Below are 19031 nucleotides of genomic sequence, written 5' to 3'. Positions count from 1 at the left end.
CGCCCCGGGGGCAACGGGGCGCGGAAGGGCGCGCGGCCCGCGCCCTCCCGGACCTGTGGTCTGGCTTCAGGCCGCCTTGCGCGCGCCTTCGGCGGCTTCGCGGATCGCGCGGATATTGGCGCCATAGACCTCGGGCGCATCGACCGAGCCGCCCTTGAAGACGGCCGAGCCCGCGACCAGCACATCGGCGCCCGCCTCGACCACGAGGGGCGCGGTCTCGGGGGTGATGCCGCCGTCGATCTGGATATGGATCGGGCGGTCGCCGATCATGGCGCGGACCTTGCGGGTCTTCTCGATGCCGGAATGGATGAATTTCTGCCCGCCGAAGCCCGGGTTCACGGTCATGATCAGGACCATGTCGCAGAGATCGAGGATATGCTCGACGCTTTCCGCAGGCGTCGCGGGGTTCAGCACAACGCCCGCCTTGACGCCCTGCGCCTTGATCGCCTGCAGGGTGCGGTGGATATGCGGGCCCGCCTCGATATGGGCGGTGATCATGTCGGCGCCCGCCTCGGCATAGGCCTCGATATAGGCATCGACCGGCGAGATCATCAGGTGGACGTCCATGAAGGTCTTCACATGCGGGCGGAACGCCTTCACCGCGGGCGGGCCGAAGGTCAGGTTCGGGACGAAATGCCCGTCCATCACATCGACATGCACCCAGTCGGCGCCCTGCGCCTCGATGGCCCGAATCTCGGCGCCGAAATTCGCGAAATCGGCAGACAGGATCGAGGGCGCGATCTTGATCGAACGGTCGAACATCTTGGGGTTCCTCCCGATAGGGCCGGTTTTTGCAAGGTTGGCGCGGCCCCGGGGCAGGGCCGCGCCGGAGCGTCATTCGGCGGCGACAGCGCCCAGCGCTTCGCGCCAGCCGGGGTAAAGCTTGTCGGCATCCTGCGGGAAGCTTTCGAAGGCCCGGGCCAGTTCCTTGTGCTCCTTGGCGTAGTCGACAAGGCCGACGCCCGACTTCCAGGCGTCATGGGCCTGGCGCAGCGAGATCGCCCCCGCGGTGCCGCCATCGACATGGCCGAAGGCGCCGCCGCCCGAGGTCTGGATCACGTTGGAATGGCCCAGATTGTCGAAGAAGCCCGGCAGCCGCAGCGCGTTCATGCCGCCCGAGATGATCGGGGTGGTGGGTTTCATCCCCAGCCAGTCCTGCCGGTAGAAGGGGCCCTCGGCCACGTCGTCGGTCAGCATGAAGGCCATGATCTTGTCGGACGGATCGCCCTCCATCTTGCCAAAGCCCATGGTGCCGGTGTGGATGCCCGAGGCGCCCTGCAGACGCGCCATCTTGGACAGCACGAAGGCGGTGTAGCCGCGTTGGGATTCCGGCGAGGTCACGGCGCCGTGGCCCGCGCGGTGATAGTGCAGGAACTGGTGCGGGAAGGCGCGGCGCGCGGTGGTGATCGCCGCCGGACCGGCCACATAGCCATCGACGAGGAAGGCCACGTGATCGGCATTCTCGCCGAAGGTCTCGAGGATGTATTCACCCCGGGCCAGCATTTCATAATGGTCGTCGGCGGTGATGTTGGCCGAGAACAGCTTGGCCTCGCCGGTCTTGTCCTGGGCGCGCTTCATCGCGTCGGCGACCAGACGGATCGTCTCTTTCAGCGGCGCGAAGACCTGGTTGCCTTGCGGCTCATCGTTCTTGATGAAGTCTCCACCCAGCCAGAATTCGTAGCAGGCATCCGCGAAGGGCTGCGGGCGCAGGCCGAGTTTCGGCTTGATGATGGTGCCCACCACCATGCCGCCATCGGTGACGCTGCGGCCCAGAACGCGCCACATGTCGGCGATGTTCATCACCGGCCCGTCGAAGAGCCGCAGATAGGCCGGCGGCACGTAGAAGTCGCGCATCTTGGCATGCGCCACGTCGCCCATGCCCTGGTTGTTGCCGATCGTCAGCGTCAGGAACGAGGCCAGCATGGCGCGGCCGTCGATGATGTTGCGGTCGAACAGCTCGACCGGATAGGCGATCTTCATCACCTCGTTTTCGGGGTCGATCTCGTAGACGAGCGCATCGACGCCCTTGGTGAAATCGTCGGTGGTGTGCACCTCGACATTGGTGCCGGTCGAGCTTTCGGCGGCGAAATGCGCCGCGGTGGCTAGGTAGTCCCCGTCCCCCTTGGGCTTCATCGTATAGGCGCAAAGCACGTGACGGCCGCCGGCGATGAGCGCTTTCTCATCGAGGTCGAGGCGGGCATATCGGTTCGACTGATCCATTTCCTATGGCCTTTCGGTTCGTCTTGTCCCCGGGTTCCGGTGGTCTTCGTTCTACGTTGCGCGCGTTTCCGGAGCGGGCCCGGCCCCCGCGAGGGCCGGGCGCCAGAGATTTATTTCGTCTTCGGATCGAGGCTGCCATCGGCATAGCGCTTGGCCATGTCCTCCATCGGGATCGGCTTGATCCGCGAGGCATTGCCGGCGGTGCCGAAGCGCTCGAACCGGTCCTTGCACAGCTTGGTCATCTCGGCCATCGCGGGCTTGAGGAATTTCCGCGGGTCGAATTCGGCCGGGTTTTCCTGCGCGATGCGGCGGAAGGTGCCGGTCATCGCCATCCGGTTGTCGGTGTCGATATTGACCTTGCGCACGCCCATCTTGATGCCGCGCTCGATCTCTTCGACCGGCACGCCATAGGTCTGGGGCATCGCGCCGCCATTCTCGTTGATCAGGTCCTGCAGGTATTGCGGCACCGAGGACGAGCCGTGCATCACCAGGTGCGTGTCGGGCAGCTTGGCGTGGATCTTCTCGATCACGCTCATCGCCAGCGTCTCGCCGGTGGGCTTCTGGGTGAACTTGTAGGCTCCGTGGCTGGTGCCGCAGGCGATGGCCAGCGCATCGACCCGGGTCTTGGCGACGAAATCGGCGGCCTGATCGGGGTCGGTCAGCAGCTGGTCGTGGCTCAGCTCGCCCTCGGCGCCATGGCCGTCCTCGGCTTCGCCCATGCCGGTTTCCAGGCTGCCCAGAACGCCCAGCTCGCCCTCGACCGAGGCACCGACCCAATGCGCCATGTCGGCCACGCGCTTGGTGATGTCGACGTTATACTCGTAGGACGCGGGCGTCTTGCCGTCGCCTTCCAGCGAGCCGTCCATCATCACCGAGGTAAAGCCGTGCTTGATGGCCGACAGGCAGGTCGCCTCGTTGTTGCCGTGGTCCTGATGCATGCAAAGCGGGATGTCGGGATAGATCATCGACAGCGCCTCGATCATCTTCGCCAGCATGATGTCATTGGCATATTGGCGCGCGCCACGGCTCGCCTGGATGATGACCGGCGCGTCGCAGGCCTTGGCGGCCTCCATGATCGACAGGCCCTGTTCCATGTTGTTGATGTTGAACGCCGGGACGCCGTAGCCGTGCTCGGCCGCGTGGTCCAGGAGTTGGCGAAGGGTGATAAGAGCCATCGTTAATCTCCGTCAGTCTGCGCGCTGGGCGCGTTCGAGGGCTTCGAGACCGGGGAGCGGCCGCCCCTCCAGCCATTCGAGGAATGCTCCACCGGCGGTGGAGACATAGGTGAAATCATGGGCGAGGCCCGAGCGGTTCAGCGCGACCAGCGTGTCCCCGCCGCCCGCGACCGACACGCAGATCCCGGCCCGGGTCTGTTCGGCCACGGTTTCGGCCAGTGCCCGGGTCGCGCCGTCGAAGGGCGGGGTTTCGTAGGTGCCCATCGGCCCGTTCCAGACGATGGTGCGGGCCGTGCGCAGGAGGCCGCGATACAGCTCGACCGTATCGGGTCCCAGATCGTAGACCCGGCGGTTCGGGCGGATGCCGCCCAGCGGCACCGGATAGGCATGCTGGCCCGCATGTTGCAGCCCGTCGACGACGAAGTCCCTGGGCATCACGATCCTGCAGCCCGCGACCTCGGCCAGCGCCGCGATCTCGAGGATCTCGTCGGCCAGTTCGGGTTCGCAGAACGACTTGCCGATGCTGTAGCCGCGCGCGAACAGGAAGGTATTGGCCAGCCCGCCCCCCAGCAGGACGGTGTCGATCTTGGCCACCAGCCGTTTCAGAAGCCCCAGCCGTTCGGCCATCGAGCGCCCGCCGACCAGCGCCACCGAGGGCGAGAGCGGGGTATCGAGCGCCCGGTCGAGCTGGGCCAGCTCTTCCAGCAGCAGCGGTCCGGCGGCGACCGTCTCGGCGGCGTCGACCGCCGCCGTGGTCGAGGCATGCAGCCGGTGACAGCAGGAAAAGGCATCGTTGACATAGATGTCGCCCAGCCGGGCCAGATCCGCCCCGAGCCGCGGGTCGTTCACTTCCTCGCCGCGCTCGAAGCGCAGGTTCTCGCACAGCAGAACCTCGCCCGGGGCCAGCGCGAGGCTGGCGCGCTCGGCCATGGGGCCCGCGCAGGTGTCGATGAAGCGCACAGGCGCCTCCAGGGCATCGGCCAGTGCGCCCTTGACCCGTTCCAGCGACAGGGCCGGGGTCAACTCGCCCTCGGGACGGCCGAGATGGCTGAGAACCACCAGCCGCGCGCCTTGTGCCAGAAGCGGTTTCATGCCCCTGGCGAACCGGGCGATGCGCGTGGCATCGCCCACCCCGTCGGGGCCGAGCGGAACGTTCAGATCCGCCCGGACCGCCAGGCGTCTGCCCGAAACATCCAGCGATGTCAGGGGCGTCGGCGCCATCAGATCAGGGCCCCCATGGCCACGGCGGTATCCGCCATCCGGTTGGAGAAGCCCCATTCGTTGTCATACCAGGTCAGGATGCGGACCATGGTGCCGTCCATCACCTTGGTCTGGTCCATGTGGAAGACCGAGGAATGCGGGTCGTGGTTGAAGTCCGACGAGACCAGTTTCTCGTCGGTATAGCCGAGAATGCCCTTCATCGGACCGTCGGCCGCCGCCCGGATGGCCGCGTTGACCTCGTCGACGGTGGTCGCCTTCGAGGCCTCGAAGACCAGATCGACGACCGAGACGTTCGGCGTCGGCACCCGGATCGCGACGCCGTCGAGCTTGCCGTTCAGTTCCGGCAGCACGAGACCCACGGCCTTGGCGGCCCCGGTCGAGGTCGGGATCATCGACATCGCCGCGGCGCGGGCGCGATAGAGATCCTTGTGCATCGTGTCCAGCGTCGGCTGGTCGCCGGTGTAGCTGTGGATCGTGGTCATGAAGCCGCGGGTGATGCCGATGGCATCGTTCAGGGCCTTGGCGACCGGCGACAGGCAGTTCGTCGTGCAGGAGGCGTTCGAGACGACCAGATCGTCCTTGGTCAGCACGTCATGGTTCACGCCATAGACGATGGTCTTGTCGGCCCCGGCGCCCGGCGCCGAGATCAGCACCCGCTTCGAGCCGTTTTCCAGATGGATCGCGGCCTTGTCGCGGGCGGTAAAGATGCCCGTGCATTCCAGCGCCACATCGACATCGCCCCAGGGCAGCTCCTTGGGGTCGCGGATCGCGGTCACCTTGATCGGGCCGCGGCCCACGTCGATGGTGTCGCCGCTCACGGTCACGGTGCCGGGGAAGCGGCCGTGAACGCTGTCGTAGCGCATCAGGTGGGCGTTGGTCTCGACCGGGCCCAGATCGTTGATCGCGACGACCTCGATATCGGTGCGGCCCGATTCAACGATCGCCCGCAGCACGTTGCGCCCGATCCGGCCGAAGCCGTTGATTGCTACCTTAACTGTCATCTTCCACCCTTCTTGTCTTACCTGATCAGTTTCTTCGCGGCGGCGGCCACGGCTTCGGCGGTGATGCCGAAATGCTTGTAAAGGTCGTCTGCCGGCGCCGAGGCGCCGAAGCCGGTCATGCCCACGAAGGCGGATCTGGCGCCCAGAAGCGGCGCCCAGCCCTGTTCCACGGCAGCCTCGACCCCGACCCGGGGTGCGTCGCCGAGGACGGAGGCACGGTAGGCCTCGTCCTGTGCTGCGAATAGCTCGAAACAGGGGGCAGAGACAACGGCCGCCTTGACGTCCTGGCGCGCCAGCTCGTCGGCCGCATTCATCGCGATCTCGACTTCCGAGCCGGTGGCGATCAGCGTCACGTCGCGTCCGCCCTCGGGCTCGCGCAGCACATAGGCGCCCTTGGCGGTCAGGTTCTCGATCCGGTGCTCGGTCCGCAGGCAGGGCAGGTTCTGGCGCGACAGCGCCAGCAGGCTCGGGGTCCTCTCCGAGGTCGCGGCGATTTCCCAGGCCTCGGCGGTCTCGACCACATCGGCGGGCCGGAAGACGTTGAGGTTGGGCATGGCGCGCAGGCTCGCCAGATGTTCCACCGGCTGGTGGGTCGGGCCATCCTCGCCCAGACCGATCGAGTCATGGGTCATGACATAGGCGACCGGCAGCCCCATCAGCGCCGACAGCCGGATCGCGGGCCGCGCATAGTCGGCAAAGACGAGGAAGGTGCCGCCATAGGGGAAGAAGCCCCCGTGGAGCGCGATCCCGTTCATCGCCGCCGACATGCCGAATTCGCGGATGCCGTAATGGATGTAGGTGCCGCCGTAATTGTCCTTGCTGACCGGCGCCATGCCCTTGGTCAGCGTCAGGTTCGAGCCCGTCAGGTCGGCCGAGCCGCCGATGGAATTGGGCAGGGTCGCGTTCACGACCTCCAGCGCCATTTCCGACGCTTTCCGGGTCGCGACCTTAGGCGCATCGGCCGAAAGCTTCTGCTTGTAGGCCGCGATGGCCTCGGCCATGGCCACCTTGTCGGGCCTGGCCAGCGATTTCTCGAAGGCGCCGCCATGCTCGTTGCACAGCAGACGCGCCTCCCAGCCCTCGCGAGCCTGACGGCCGCGCGCGGCAACCGCCTGCCAGGCGGCATAGACGTCCTTCGGCAGGGTGAAAGCCTCGTGGGCCCAGCCCAGCGCGGTGCGGGTCGCGGCGATTTCCTCGGCCCCCAGCGGCGCGCCATGAACCTTGTGGCTGCCCGCCTTGTTGGGCGCGCCCTGACCGATCACCGTCTTGCAGTCGATCAGCGACGGGCGCGGGTCCTTGCGCGCGGCCTCGATGGCGGCGGCGATGGCCTCGCGGTCGTGACCGTCGACCTCCTGCACATGCCAGCCGGCGGCGGCGAACCGCGCCTTCTGGTCGACCGAGGTCGACAGCTCGGTCGAGCCGTCGATGGTGATCTTGTTGTCGTCCCACAGCACGATCATCCGGCCCAGCTGCCAGTGCCCGGCCATGTCGATGGCCTCGTGGCTGATGCCTTCCATCAGGCAGCCGTCGCCCGCGATCACGTAGGTGTAGTGATCGACCAGATCGTCGCCGAAGCGCGCATTATGCATCCGTTCGGCCAGCGCCATGCCGACCGCGGTGGTGATGCCCTGACCCAGCGGGCCGGTCGTGGTCTCGATCCCGTCGGCATGGCCGTATTCCGGATGGCCCGCCGTGCGGGCGCCCCATTGCCGGAAGCTGCGGATCTGGTCCATGTCCATGTCGGCGTAGCCCAGCATGTGGTTGATCGAATAGACCAGCATGGACCCGTGCCCCGCCGACAGCACAAAGCGGTCGCGGTCGGGCCATTTCGGGCAGGATGGGTCGATCTGCATGAACCGGTTGAAGAGCACCGCGGCCACGTCGGCCATGCCCATCGGCATGCCCGGATGGCCCGAATTGGCGGCTTGCACCGCATCCATGGTCAGGACCCGGATGGCGGTGGCCATCAGCGCTTCGGCGCTGGTGTCGATCTTGGTGGGCGCGTTCATTCGGAACCCTCCTCAGGCGCGTTTCGATTCGGAGACGAGGCGATTGATCATCGGCGTCAGGATAAGCTGCATCGCGAGGTCGAGCTTGCCGCCCGGGATCACGATCGAGTTGGCGCGGCTCATCCAGGACCCGTGGATCATCGAGACCAGGTAGGAAAAGTCGATGCCGCGCGGGTTGCGGAACCGGATCACGACGAGGCTTTCGTCGGGGGTGGGGATCCAGCGGGCGACGAAGGGGTTCGAGGTGTCGACCACGGGCACGCGCTGGAAGTTGATGTCGGTCTGGGTGAATTGCGGGCAGATGCAATGCACATAGGCATACATCCGGCGCAGGATCACGTCGGTAATGGCCTCGGTGGTGTAGCCGCGCTTTTCCTTGTCGCGGTGGATCTTCTGGATCCATTCGAGGTTGATCACCGGCACCACCCCGATCTTGAGATCGGCGTGCTGGGCGATGTTGACCTCGTCATTGACGACCGAGCCGTGCAGGCCCTCGTAGAACAGCAGGTCCGACCCGTCCTCGAACGGCGCCCAGTCGGTGAACTCGCCCGGAGGCACGCCGTATTTCTCGGCCTCGTCGGCATCGTGCACATAGTGGCGGGTGCGGCCGGTGCCGGTCTCGGCATACTGGCTGAAGACCTTTTCCAGCTCCTTCAGCTCGTTCGCCTCATAGCTGAAATGGCTGAAGCCGACATTGCCGCCCGCGTATTGGCGGTCGAGCTCGGACTTCATGTCCTTACGGTTGAAGCGGTGGAAGGCGTCGCCCTCGATCGAGACCGCGTTCACGCCCTCGCGGCGGAAGATCTGGTCGAAGGTGTGCTTGACCGTCGAGGTGCCTGCCCCGGAGGAGCCGGTAACGGAGATGATCGGATGCTTCTTGCTCATGACTGTCCTCCAGGAACTCAGACGCGGAACAGGCCGCGATTGCCGAACAGGGCATTGACCTCTTCGTCCGGCAGGTCGTGATAGGCGGCGATGCGGCTGACCTTGTCGGTCGAGCCGAAGACGAACGGCGTGCGGGCATGCAGGCTTTCGGCGGTCTTGCCCAGGATCGGGTCCTGCGCGTCGGTCGCGAGCCCGCCGGCCTGCTGGATCACGAAGGCGATGGGCGCGCATTCATAGACCATCCGCAGACGGCCGCGCTCGTAGCCCTTGCGGGCATCGCCGGGGTACAGGAAGACGCCGCCCCGGGTCAGGATCCGGTGGGTTTCGGCCACCAGCGAGGCGACCCAGCGCATGTTGAAGTTCGAGGCGCGCGGGCCTTCCTCGCCGGCGAGGCAATCGTCGATATAGGCCCGGATCGGCCGCGACCAGTGCCGGTAGTTCGAGGCGTTGATGGCGAATTCGCGCGAGGTGTCGGGCACCTTCACGGCCTCGGCCACCAGCACGAACTGCTTGCTGTCGGGGTCCAGAAGGTATTCCTGGGTGCCCTTGCCGAAGGTGCAGACCAGCATCGTCTGCGGCCCGTAGATGATGTAGCCCGCGCCGATCTGTTCGCTGGCCGGGCGCAGCACGCTGGCATCGCCGGTCGCGGCCGCCTCGAAGATCGAGAAGATCGTGCCTATCGAGACGTTGACGTCGATGTTCGAGGACCCGTCGAGCGGGTCGATGGCAACGGCATAGGCGCCCGCGGGGTCAAGCTCGGCCACGACGTCCTGTTCTTCCGAGGCATAGAAGCGGACATTGGCGGTCTTGAGACGTTCGCAGAAGGCGTCGTCGGCCATCAGGTCCAGCGCCTTCTGGGTGTCGCCGCCCAGGTTTTCGCCGACCGCGGCCCCCAGCGCGCCGCCCAGCGGCCCGCGCTGGATCACCCGCGACAGGTCGATGCCGACCTCGCAGAGCGCGTTCAGGATGGGCTGAAGTGCGGCGGGGATATGCTGCAAATCCCGGATCGGATTTTCTCGTTGCATAAATTTCTCCCGAATCTGGCGACGCGTTGTCGATACCGGTTGCTAAAGGATGACGGCATGGTGGAGAATTTAAAAACGCGGAACCTGTGTTAGATTTTTTTGAAAACCTCATGTCGACACTCCGACCCGAAGCGGTAACCTTCAAGCAACTCAGGGCGTTGCGTGCCGTGGCCGAGCACGGGACCCTGACGGCGGCGGCCGAGTCGATCCACCTGACGACCCCGGCCGTCCATACCCAGCTGCGCCAGCTCGAAGAGAATTTCGGCGCCCGCCTGGTCGATCGCGGCCCCCAGGGCGTGGCGCGACTCACGCGCCAGGGCGAGGCGGTTCTGGTGGGCGCGCGCGCGATCGAGACCGCGCTCGAGGCCTGCGTCGATCATGTGCGCGCGCTCAACGAGGGGATGGAGGGGATGGTGACGCTGGGCGTCGTCGCCACCGCCAAGTATTTTGCGCCGCGCCTGGTGGCCGAGCTGCACCGCGCCTTTGCCGAGATCGACGTGATCCTGCGGGTGGGCTCGCGCGAAATGGTGGTGACGGCGCTGCAGGCGGCAAGCGTCGATATCGCGATCATGGGGCGGCCGCCCCGGGTGCCCGAAGTGCATGCGACGGTGCTGGGACCGCATCCCCATGTGCTGATCGCGCCGCCCGATCACCCGCTGGCCGGGCAGGAGCGGATCGCGGCCGAACGGGTGCTGGCCGAAACCTTTCTCGCGCGCGAGGTGGAGTCCGGAACCCGCGTCCTGATGGATCGGTTCATCGAGCGGCTGGGCAAGGGGCGTCCGCAACGGGTGATCGAGCTGGAAAGCAACGAGACCATCAAGCAGGCGGTGATGGCGGGGCTCGGGATCGCGCTGATCTCGCGTCACACGGTGGTCGAGGAACTGGCCGCCGGGCGGCTGGTCGAACTGGACGCCCCCGCGCTGCCGCTGGTGCGGCAGTGGTTCCTGGTCCATCGCAGCGATACCGCGCTCAGCGCGGCCGGTCGGCGCATCCACGGCTACATTGTGGGCCGCCAGGGCGCGTTCCTGCCGCGATAGGCCGGTCTCCGGCCCCGAATTTTCGCAGAAAATTCGCGCGAGCCCCCAGGCGGTCGGTTTCCCTGACAAAGCGCGGCAGGGCCCTTGACCTTCCAGCGACTGGAGGCCCTATCTGAGGGGCATCCAATCCGACGGACGCTGCACGGAGGCTGTCATGACCGCGATCACCACCACCAGGCTGAAGCTCGAAGGGCTGCATTGCGCGGGCTGCGTGCGGCGGGTCGAGCGCGCCCTGACCGAGCTGCCCGAGGTCGAGGCCGCCCGGGTCAACCTCGCGACCGGCACCGCCGAGGTCGAGCATTCCGGTCCGCCCGCGCCGCTGATCGGGGCGGTCGAGGGGGCGGGCTTCGGCGTCGCCCGGACCGACATCTCGCTCAACGTCGAGGGCGCGACCTGTGCCTCCTGCACCGGCCGGATCGAGCGCACGCTGCTGGCCCAGCCCGGGGTTCTGTCGGCGGCGATGAACCTCGCGACCGGTCAGGCCCGCGTGACCGCCGCCGAGGGCCTGGCCGATGCCCGTGCGCTGGCCCGCGCGGTGACCGAGGCAGGCTATCCGGCGACCCCGCTGACCGCCGAGGCGCGGCCCGAACCCGGCGCGGCCCAGGCCGCCGAGGCCCGCAAGCTCGCTCGCCGGGCCTGGATCGCGGGTCTGCTGGCGCTGCCCGTGGTGCTTCTGGAAATGGGCGGTCACGTGATCCCCGGCGCCCGCGAGGCGCTGGCCGGGATCGTCTCGGAAACCGGGCTGCGCGTCGTTTCGTTCCTGCTGACCACCGCGATCCTCGCCGGTCCGGGCCGGTCCTTCTTCCTGAAGGGCGTGCCGCTCCTGCTGAAGGGCGCGCCCGACATGAACGCGCTGGTCGCGCTCGGCACCGGCGCGGCCTGGGGCTATTCCACGCTCGCGACCTTCGCGCCCAGCCTGCTGCCCGCCGGAACGGCCCATGTCTATTTCGAGGCCGCGGCGGTCATCGTCACCCTGATCCTGATCGGCCGCACCCTCGAGGCCCGCGCCCGGGGCCGCACCGGCGAGGCGATCCGGCATCTGATGGGGCTGCAACCGCACAGCGCCCGGGTCGTCACTGAAACGGGTCTCGAGGACCGGCCCGTCGAGCTGCTTGCCCCCGGCGATCTGATCGAGGTCCGCCCCGGCGAGCGCATCCCTACCGATGGCGAGATCGTCGAGGGGCAGGGGCCGGTCGACGAATCGATGCTGACCGGCGAGCCGATGCCCGCCGACAAGGCGCCCGGCGACGCGGTCACCGGCGGCACCGTCAATGGCGCGGCCGCGCTGAGGTTCCGCGCCACCCGGGTCGGCCGCGAGACCGCGCTGGCCCAGATCGTGGCGATGGTCGAGACGGCGCAGGGCGCCAAGCTGCCGGTGCAGGCGCTGGCCGACCGGATCACCGGCATCTTCGTGCCCGCCGTCCTGGCCGCCGCCGCGCTGACCGTGGCTGTCTGGCTGATCGTCGGGCCCGACCCGGCGCTGGGCCTCGCATTGGTCGCGGGCGTCTCGGTGCTGATCGTCGCCTGTCCCTGCGCCATGGGGCTGGCCACGCCGACCTCGGTGATGGTGGGCACGGGCCGCGCCGCCGAAATGGGGGTTCTCTTCCGCAAGGGCGATGCGTTGCAAAGCCTGTCGGGCGTCGCGACGGTCGCCTTCGACAAGACCGGCACCCTGACCGAGGGCCGCCCCGAACTGACCGAAGCGCGGCTGGCCGAGGGCTTTGATCGCGGCGAGGTCCTGGCCGCGGCCGCCGCGCTCGAGGCCCGATCGGAGCATCCGCTGGCCCGCGCCATCCTGGCCGCCGCGCCAGATCATCCCGAGGCCGAGGGCGTCGAGGCGTTGCCCGGTTTCGGCGTCAGGGGCCGGGTCGGCGGCCGTGATGTCCTGGTGGGCGCCGAACGGCTGATGGCGCGCGAGGGCATCGCGCTTGGCCCCCTCGAGGCCGAGGCGGCGACGCTGGCCGCCACGGGGGCAACGCCCGTTTTCGTGGCCCTCGACGGGCGTGCGGCGGGGGTGCTGGCGCTGGCCGACCCGATCAAGCCCTCGGCGCGCGCGGCGATCGCGGGGCTGCACCGGATGGGTGTCGCGACCGCGCTGATCACCGGCGATACCGAGCCGACCGCGCGCGCCGTCGCGGCCGAGCTTGGCATCGGCCATGTGGTGGCAGGCGTTCTGCCCGGCGGCAAGGTCGAGGCGCTGCAGGGGCTCCGCGCCGAGGGCCCCGTCGCCTTCGTCGGCGACGGGCTCAACGACGCGCCCGCGCTGGCTGCGGCCGATGTGGGGCTTGCCATCGGCACCGGCACCGATGTCGCCATCGAGGCGGGCGACGTGGTGCTGATGTCGGGCGATCCGCAGGGCGTCGTCAACGCGCTCCATGTCAGCCGCCGGACGCTGGCCAATATCCGCCAGAACCTGTTCTGGGCCTTCGCCTATAACGTTGCGCTGATCCCGGTTGCGGCGGGGGTGCTTTATCCGCTGAACGGGCTCATGCTGTCGCCGATGCTGGCGGCGGGGGCGATGGCCTGCTCGAGCCTCTTCGTGCTGTCGAACGCGCTTCGGCTGCGCGGGCTCGGGCCGCTGGAGGCCCGGTCATGAATATCGGCGACATCTCGAAGGCGACGGGCCTGCCCGCCAAGACCATCCGCTATTACGAGGAGATCGGCCTGATCCGTCCGGCCCGGGGCGCCAATGGCTACCGGCATTTCTCGGAAACCGACCTGCACAACCTGACCTTTCTGGGCCGGGCGCGGTCGCTCGGCTTCTCGATCGAGGAATGCCGGGCGCTTCTGGCGCTTTATACCGACAAGGACCGGGCCAGCGCCGATGTGAAAGAGATCGCCCGCACCCATCTGGCGCAGATCGATGCCAAGATCCTGGAGCTGCAGGCGATGCGGGCGACGCTTGCCGATCTGATGGCGGCCTGCGCGGGCGATCATCGTCCCGACTGCCCGATCCTCAAGGGGCTGGCCGGAGAGCCCTGAGCCGCCCGCAATTGGGCTTTGACAATGCGCGCCGATGGGCTAGGCAGGAGCGACTTCGGTTCCGGCCCGCAAGGCCGGAGAAAAGGGAACGCGGTGCGCCCCCGCAAGGGCAACTCCGCGGCTGCCCCCGCAACTGTAGGCGGAGAGCGCGGCTGACAGACGCCACTGGGCCTGTCCCGGGAAGGCCAGCCAAGCGAAGACCCGCAAGCCAGGAGACCTGCCGAAGCGACGATCACCCTTTCCGGGCGCGGGGTGCGCCCCGGAGCGGCCAGACCGCAGCGGTGAGACAGATCACCGTCCGGGGGGCTGGCCCGATCCTGCCGCGCCCCGGACCGCCCGCAAGGGCAGGGAAGGCAGGGCGATGAACGATCCGGAGACAAGACCGGCCGACCGAGACGGAGCGCGCGCATGAGGGGGCAGGGGCTCTTCTGGGCGCTTGCGCTGCTGGTGGTGGCGCTTTTCGGGCTGTCGCTGCTGATCGGCCCGGCGGGACTGTCGGTCGGCGACAGCCTCTCGGCGCTGCTGGCCGGGCGCGGCGAGGCGGCGGTGCTGGTCATGCGCGAGATCCGGCTGCCCCGCGCGATCCTGGCCGTGCTGGTGGGCGCGAGCCTCGGGCTCTCGGGCGCGGCGCTGCAGGGCTACATGCGCAACCCGCTGGCCGAGCCCGGCCTGATCGGCGTCTCGTCGAGCGCCGCGCTGGGCGCGGTACTGGCGCTGCAGACGGGGCTTGCCTCGGCGCATGTGCTGGCGCTTCCCGCTTCGGCTCTGACCGGCGCGCTGATCGCCGTCTCGCTGCTGCTGCTTCTGGCCGGACCCCGCGGCGGGGCCTTCACGCTGATCCTCGCGGGCATCGCCCTTTCGGCGCTGGCGGGCGCGCTGACGCAACTGGTGCTGAACCTCTCGCCCAATCCTTACGCCACGGCCGATATCGTGTTCTGGCTGATGGGCTCGCTGGCCGACCGGTCCTTCACCCATGTCTGGCTGGCGCTGCCGCTGACGCTTCTGGGCTGGTTGATGCTGGCCGGGCTCGGCCGCGGGCTCGATGCCCTGACGCTGGGCGAGGATGCGGCGGCGGCGCTGGGCATCCGGCTCGGGCGGATGCGCCTCGCGCTGGTCCTGGGTGTCGCGGCCTCGGTGGGCGCGGGGGTGGCGGTCGCGGGCGCCATCGGCTTTGTCGGTCTGATCGTGCCGCATCTGCTGCGCCCGCTGGTGGGCGCCCGGCCCGGGCGGCTGCTGGCGGCCTCGGCGCTGGGCGGCGCGGCCCTTCTGCTGGCCGCCGATATCGGCGTGCGGCTGGTTCTGCCCGACCGCGATCTCAAGCTGGGCGTCGTCACAGCACTGATCGGCGCGCCGCTGTTCATCCGGCTGATCTACCGCACCCGGGCGGAGGCGGGCGCATGACCGGGCTTGAGCTTTCGCATCTGACCGTCCGGCGCGGCGCCTGCCCTGTGGTCGACGATGTCACCGCACGGCTGTCGCCGGGCGACTGCGTGGGCCTTGTCGGTCCCAATGGCGCGGGCAAGACCACATTGATGCGCGCAGCCCTCGGCCTTCTGCCGCACAAGGGCACATCGAGCCTCGCGCGCCTCCCCGCGCCCGAGCGTGCCCGCACCGCCGCCTGGCTGCCGCAAACGCGCGAGATCGCCTGGCCGGTCAGCGTCGAGACCCTGGTCGCGCTTGGCCGCACGCCGCATCTGGGGCCGGGCCAGCGTCCCGGACCTGCCGACCGTGCCGCCGTTGACGCCGCGATGGCCCGCCTCGAACTTGGCGGTTTCGCCACGCGCTGCGCGACCGAGCTGTCTGGGGGCGAACAGGCGCGGGTGCTGATCGCCCGGGCGCTGGCGCAGGAGGCGCCGGTGCTGATGGCCGACGAACCCATTGCCGGGCTCGACCCGGCGCATCAGTTTACCACCATGGCGCTGTTCGCGCGCCTTGCCGCCGAAGGCCGCCTGGTGATGGTCTCGCTCCACGATCTGGGGCTGGCGGTCCGGTTCTGCACCCGGCTCCTGCTGATGCATCGCGGCCGTCTGGTGGCCGACGGCCCGCCCCGCGCGGTGCTGAGCGAGGCCAATCTGGCCGAGGTCTTCGGGCTGCGCGCCTATCTGGCCGAGACCCCCGACGGCCCGGTCTTCCAGCCGCTCGAGGTGGTGCGATGACCCCCAATTCACGCCCGGCCGAGGAGCCTGCCGCATGATCGACCCGATCCTGTCCTTCCTTCACACCGGCGGCGCGGCGATGTGGGCCATCGCGGGCCTGTCGGTCGCGACGCTCAGCCTGATCCTCTGGAAGCTCTGGGGCCTCGCGCGGATGGGCGCCTTCGCGGGCGCCCGGGCCGAACGCGCGGTGCGGCTCTGGCAGGAGGGCGCGCGCGAAGCGGCGGCCGAGGCGGTTGCGGGCCGCGTCGGGCTGCGCGCCCGGCTGGTCCGCGCGGCCATTGGGGCGCTGGCGCTGGGCCTGCCCGAGGCGAAGGCGCGCGAGGAAACCACCCGCGTCGCCCGGCGCCTGCTGGTCGAGGCGCGCGCGGGGCTTCGGGCACTGGAACTGATCGCGGTGATCGCGCCGCTTCTGGGTCTTCTCGGCACGGTTCTGGGCATGATCGATGCGTTCCAGGCGCTGCAAGCGGCGGGCTCGGCGGCCGACCCGGCCGATCTGGCGGGCGGCATCTGGGAGGCGCTTCTGACCACGGCCGCCGGCATGGCGGTGGCAATCCCGGCGGCGGTCTCGCTCAGCTGGTTCGAATCCGTGGCCGACAGCGCCCGCGCCGACATGGAAGACCTCGCGACCCGGCTGTTCCTTGCGGCGGAGGCGGGCTGATGTTCAGCTTCGACACGCCCCGGCCGCCACGCCGCCCGAGCCTCACGCCGATGATCGACGTGGTCTTCCTGCTGCTTGTCTTCTTCATGATCGCCGCCCGCTTCGGCCCCGAGGCGGGGATCGGGATCGTCGCGGCACAAGGCGGCGGCGCGGGCGACTGGCAGGGGCCGCCAAGGCTGATCGAGGTGCGCCCGGACGGGCTCTCGCTGAACGGGCAGGCGATGGCGCCCGATGCGATCGCCACAGAGCTGGCGCGGATCACGCCCGCGCCGGGCGATCCGGTCCTGCTGCGCGCCCGGGACGGGGCCGATCTGCAGGCGCTGGTCGATGCGATGGACGCGCTCGGCCGGGCCGGGGTCGCGGGGCTCATGCTGGTGGAGTAGGGCGATGTTCGACTTCGGCGCGGACGACCGGCAGCGCAGGCAGGGCGAAAGCATCGTGCCGATGATCAATGTCGTCTTCCTTTTGCTGATCTTCTTTCTGATGAGCGCGCGGCTGGTGCCGCCCGCGCCCTTCGAGACCGCGCCGCCGCAGGCGGACGCGGCCGAGCCCGCCACGGGTGACATGTTGCACCTGTCGGCCGCGGGCGATCTGGCCTTCGGCGATCTTAGGGGCGAGGCGGTCTTTGCGGCGCTCGCCGCCCGTCCCGTGGGCGCCGGGCCGCTGGTGATCCGGGCCGATGCCGGGGTCGAGGCGGCGGCGCTGGCACGTATTGCCGCGCGGCTGACGGCCGAGGGGCGCGGCCCGTTGCGGCTGGTGACGGTGCCGCGATGAAACGGGCGGGCGAGCTTCTGGCCTTCGTGCCGCTGGCGCTGGCGCTCCATGTCGGGGCCTTCGCGCTGGCGCGGCCGCCGCAGGGGGGCGTTGCCGGGGCCGAGGGCGGCCCGGGGGGCGACGCGCTGGTGACGCTGGCGGCGGCGCCTGCGTCCTATGCCAGGCTTGCCGAGGACTGGACCGAGGCCCCGGCGCCCGAGACCGAGCTTGCGGGCCTGCCCGCGCCAGAGCCAGAGCCAGAGCCCAAAAGCGTCCCGCGTGCCGAGCCGCTCAGCGCTGCGACGCCGCGTCCGGCCCTGCCGAAGCTTGCCGAGCCGCGCTCCGAGGCCGACCTGCCCGCGCCCCCCGAGACAGTCGAGCCCCGGCGCGTGCCGGACCCGGCGCCGACGCTTAGGCCCGAAGCCCGTCCGGCGAGGGCCGCCCGGCCCGCGCCGCCCTCGGAGGCGCGCGCGGCGCAGGTGGCGCGGGGCCGGGCGGAGGCCGCCGAGGCCGGGGCGGGGGCCACTGGCGGCGCGCCGACGCTGACGCCCGCCCGGGCCTCGTCGCTGCAGGCCGAATGGGGCGCGCGGATTCTGGCGCGGGTCGATCGCAGCCACCGCTATCCGCGCGGCACGCGGGCCAGCGGCCGGGCGCTGATCGAGCTGGTGCTGGCGCGCGACGGGCAGCTGGTCTCGGCCCGCCTGGTCCAAAGCGCGGGCGACCCGCGCCTCGACGAGGCCGCGCTGGCGGCGGTGCGCCGCGCCGGCCGGTTCCCGCCCGCGCCCCGGGGGCTCGCGGCCGCGCGCTACAGCTTCACCCTGCCGCTGAGGTTCGAGTGGCAGGGCTAGCGCCCGCCCGATCCGGACGGAGCCCTCAGGCGGTCTCGGGCCGCCGGATCAGCGCCGCCGCGCCACGCGCCCGGTCGGAAAGCCCGGTATTCGGGCTTTCGGCCAGGCTCAGCAGCCGCGCCCGCATGCGCGGGTCCCAGAACTGGTCGATATGGGCGGCGATGGCGGCCTCGGCCTCGTCATCGGGCAGGCGGGCAAAGGCGGTCGCGATCTGATTGGCCATATAGGCCAGTTTGTCAGGGGTCATGGGGCATCTCCTCCGCAGCGATCCGCCGGGCATGGGTGTGAATGTCGAAACTCGGACCGCGCGCCCGGGCGATGAGCGTCAGCTCTGCGGCGTCTGCTGCGGCGACGGCGCGGGCGGTCGGCGCCGAGACGGCGATCAGCGCCGGTGCCCGGGCAAGAACCGCCTTCTGCACCAGCTCGATCGAGACCCGCGAGGTCAGCAGGATCGCGCCGCCCGAGGCGTCGCGCCCCATCCGCGCCAGCCGTCCCACCAGCTTGTCGAGCGCATTGTGCCGCCCGACATCCTCGCACAGCGCGACCAGCCCCTCCGCGCGGGTCCAGAACCCCGCCGCATGGGCCGCCCGCGTCGCGCCGTGCAACTCCTGACCGAGGCTCAGCGCGGTCATCGCCCCGGCGATCTCGGGCGGCGTCAGGCACAGCCCGTCCGGCGGCAGCACCGGCAGCGGACGGCTTGCTTCGGCAAGGCTTTCGACACCGCAAAGCCCGCAACCGACCGGCCCCGCCATGCGGCGGCGCCGCCCGGCCAGCCGCGCGCCCAGCCCGGGCGCCAGCCAGATCCGCAGCTCGATCCCCTCGTCATGGTCGGCGCGCTCGATCCGCGCGATCTGGTCGGGGCGCGCGACGATGCCTTCGGTCAGCGAGAAGCCCAGCGCGAAATCGTCAAGATCGGCGGGGCTGGCCAGCATCACCGCATGGGTGGTGCCGTCATAGCACAGCGCGACCGGCACCTCCTCTGCCAGCCGCCGGATGTCGGGCGCGGCCCCGTCGGGGCCGAGGCTCTGCACCTGCGATGTTGTCCAGGGCCGCATCGGGGC

At 69.7% G+C, this 19031-nt stretch carries 19 protein-coding genes and 1 riboswitch; of the genes, 9 read left to right on the top strand and 10 right to left on the bottom strand.

What is annotated here, in order from left to right:
• Positions 1-66: 66 nt before the first annotated feature.
• The 8 genes from rpe to C8N38_RS13580 form a co-directional block, all read right to left on the bottom strand.
• On the bottom strand, positions 67-762 hold the full coding sequence (gene rpe / locus C8N38_RS13615) for a ribulose-phosphate 3-epimerase (RefSeq protein WP_108027719.1): 696 nt from the start codon (positions 760-762) through the stop codon (positions 67-69).
• A gap of 72 nt (positions 763-834) precedes the next feature.
• Positions 835-2220 carry a ribulose-bisphosphate carboxylase gene (locus tag C8N38_RS13610; protein ID WP_108027718.1) on the bottom strand — a complete coding sequence of 462 codons (1386 nt, stop codon included), beginning with the start codon at positions 2218-2220 and terminating at the stop codon, positions 835-837.
• A 110-nt stretch (positions 2221-2330) separates the two neighbouring features.
• A complete protein-coding gene (gene fba / locus C8N38_RS13605; protein WP_108027717.1) occupies positions 2331-3395 on the bottom strand; it encodes a class II fructose-bisphosphate aldolase in 1065 nt (354 codons plus the stop codon).
• A gap of 12 nt (positions 3396-3407) precedes the next feature.
• Positions 3408-4616, bottom strand: coding sequence for a phosphoglycerate kinase (locus C8N38_RS13600; RefSeq protein ID WP_108027716.1), 1209 nt, complete (start codon positions 4614-4616; stop codon positions 3408-3410).
• Positions 4616-5617, bottom strand: a complete 1002-nt coding sequence (gene gap / locus C8N38_RS13595) for a type I glyceraldehyde-3-phosphate dehydrogenase (protein WP_075786459.1) — start codon at positions 5615-5617, stop codon at positions 4616-4618. Before gap ends, C8N38_RS13600 begins: the two co-directional genes overlap by 1 nt.
• Positions 5618-5634: 17 nt before the next feature.
• Entirely contained in the window at positions 5635-7626 is a 1992-nt protein-coding gene (tkt, locus tag C8N38_RS13590; protein ID WP_108027715.1) for a transketolase, read from the bottom strand.
• A 12-nt stretch (positions 7627-7638) separates the two neighbouring features.
• Positions 7639-8511, bottom strand: a complete 873-nt coding sequence (locus tag C8N38_RS13585) for a phosphoribulokinase (RefSeq protein WP_108027714.1) — start codon at positions 8509-8511, stop codon at positions 7639-7641.
• Positions 8512-8528: 17 nt separating this feature from the next.
• Positions 8529-9536 (bottom strand): class 1 fructose-bisphosphatase, encoded by a 1008-nt coding sequence (locus tag C8N38_RS13580; RefSeq protein ID WP_108027713.1) that lies wholly within the window; start codon positions 9534-9536, stop codon positions 8529-8531.
• 110 nt (positions 9537-9646) lie between these two features.
• On the opposite strand from C8N38_RS13580, the gene C8N38_RS13575 reads away from it, so the two are divergent.
• The 9 genes from C8N38_RS13575 to C8N38_RS13535 all read left to right on the top strand — a co-directional run bounded on the left by C8N38_RS13575 (position 9647) and on the right by C8N38_RS13535 (position 17970).
• Positions 9647-10573, top strand: coding sequence for a LysR family transcriptional regulator (locus tag C8N38_RS13575; RefSeq protein WP_108027712.1), 927 nt, complete (start codon positions 9647-9649; stop codon positions 10571-10573).
• Between the two features lie 154 nt (positions 10574-10727).
• Positions 10728-13169: a heavy metal translocating P-type ATPase gene (locus tag C8N38_RS13570; protein ID WP_108027711.1), complete on the top strand. Its 2442-nt coding sequence runs from the start codon at positions 10728-10730 to the stop codon at positions 13167-13169.
• Positions 13166-13555, top strand: a complete 390-nt coding sequence (gene cueR / locus C8N38_RS13565; RefSeq protein ID WP_108027710.1) for a Cu(I)-responsive transcriptional regulator — start codon at positions 13166-13168, stop codon at positions 13553-13555. The genes C8N38_RS13570 and cueR overlap by 4 nt, the downstream gene beginning before the upstream one ends.
• Before the next feature lie 39 nt (positions 13556-13594).
• Positions 13595-13794, top strand: a riboswitch (cobalamin riboswitch).
• A 169-nt stretch (positions 13795-13963) separates the two neighbouring features.
• Complete coding sequence (locus tag C8N38_RS13560; protein WP_108027709.1) at positions 13964-14956, top strand: FecCD family ABC transporter permease; 993 nt, start codon at positions 13964-13966, stop codon at positions 14954-14956.
• Positions 14953-15711: an ABC transporter ATP-binding protein gene (locus C8N38_RS13555; protein ID WP_108027708.1), complete on the top strand. Its 759-nt coding sequence runs from the start codon at positions 14953-14955 to the stop codon at positions 15709-15711. The genes C8N38_RS13560 and C8N38_RS13555 overlap by 4 nt, the downstream gene beginning before the upstream one ends.
• 34 nt (positions 15712-15745) lie before the next feature.
• Positions 15746-16369 (top strand): MotA/TolQ/ExbB proton channel family protein, encoded by a 624-nt coding sequence (locus C8N38_RS13550; RefSeq protein WP_108027707.1) that lies wholly within the window; start codon positions 15746-15748, stop codon positions 16367-16369.
• On the top strand, positions 16369-16752 hold the full coding sequence (locus C8N38_RS13545; protein WP_108027706.1) for an ExbD/TolR family protein: 384 nt from the start codon (positions 16369-16371) through the stop codon (positions 16750-16752). The genes C8N38_RS13550 and C8N38_RS13545 overlap by 1 nt, the downstream gene beginning before the upstream one ends.
• A 4-nt stretch (positions 16753-16756) precedes the next feature.
• A complete protein-coding gene (locus C8N38_RS13540) occupies positions 16757-17143 on the top strand; it encodes an ExbD/TolR family protein (protein WP_108027705.1) in 387 nt (128 codons plus the stop codon).
• A complete protein-coding gene (locus tag C8N38_RS13535) occupies positions 17140-17970 on the top strand; it encodes an energy transducer TonB family protein (protein ID WP_108027704.1) in 831 nt (276 codons plus the stop codon). The genes C8N38_RS13540 and C8N38_RS13535 overlap by 4 nt, the downstream gene beginning before the upstream one ends.
• 25 nt (positions 17971-17995) lie before the next feature.
• Here the strand turns inward: C8N38_RS13535 and C8N38_RS13530 are convergent, their stop codons facing one another.
• Together C8N38_RS13530 and fdhD are read right to left on the bottom strand one after the other, a co-directional pair.
• Positions 17996-18217, bottom strand: coding sequence for a formate dehydrogenase subunit delta (locus tag C8N38_RS13530; RefSeq protein WP_108027703.1), 222 nt, complete (start codon positions 18215-18217; stop codon positions 17996-17998).
• Entirely contained in the window at positions 18207-19025 is an 819-nt protein-coding gene (gene fdhD, locus C8N38_RS13525; protein WP_108027702.1) for a formate dehydrogenase accessory sulfurtransferase FdhD, read from the bottom strand. The genes C8N38_RS13530 and fdhD overlap by 11 nt, the downstream gene beginning before the upstream one ends.
• Positions 19026-19031 lie beyond the last annotated feature (6 nt).

Origin of the sequence: Rhodovulum kholense, assembly GCF_003053725.1 — a bacterium.
Lineage (GTDB): Bacteria > Pseudomonadota > Alphaproteobacteria > Rhodobacterales > Rhodobacteraceae > Rhodovulum > Rhodovulum kholense.
Note: the sequence above shows the minus strand (reverse complement) of the source record. Positions and strands in the feature narration are given on the sequence as shown.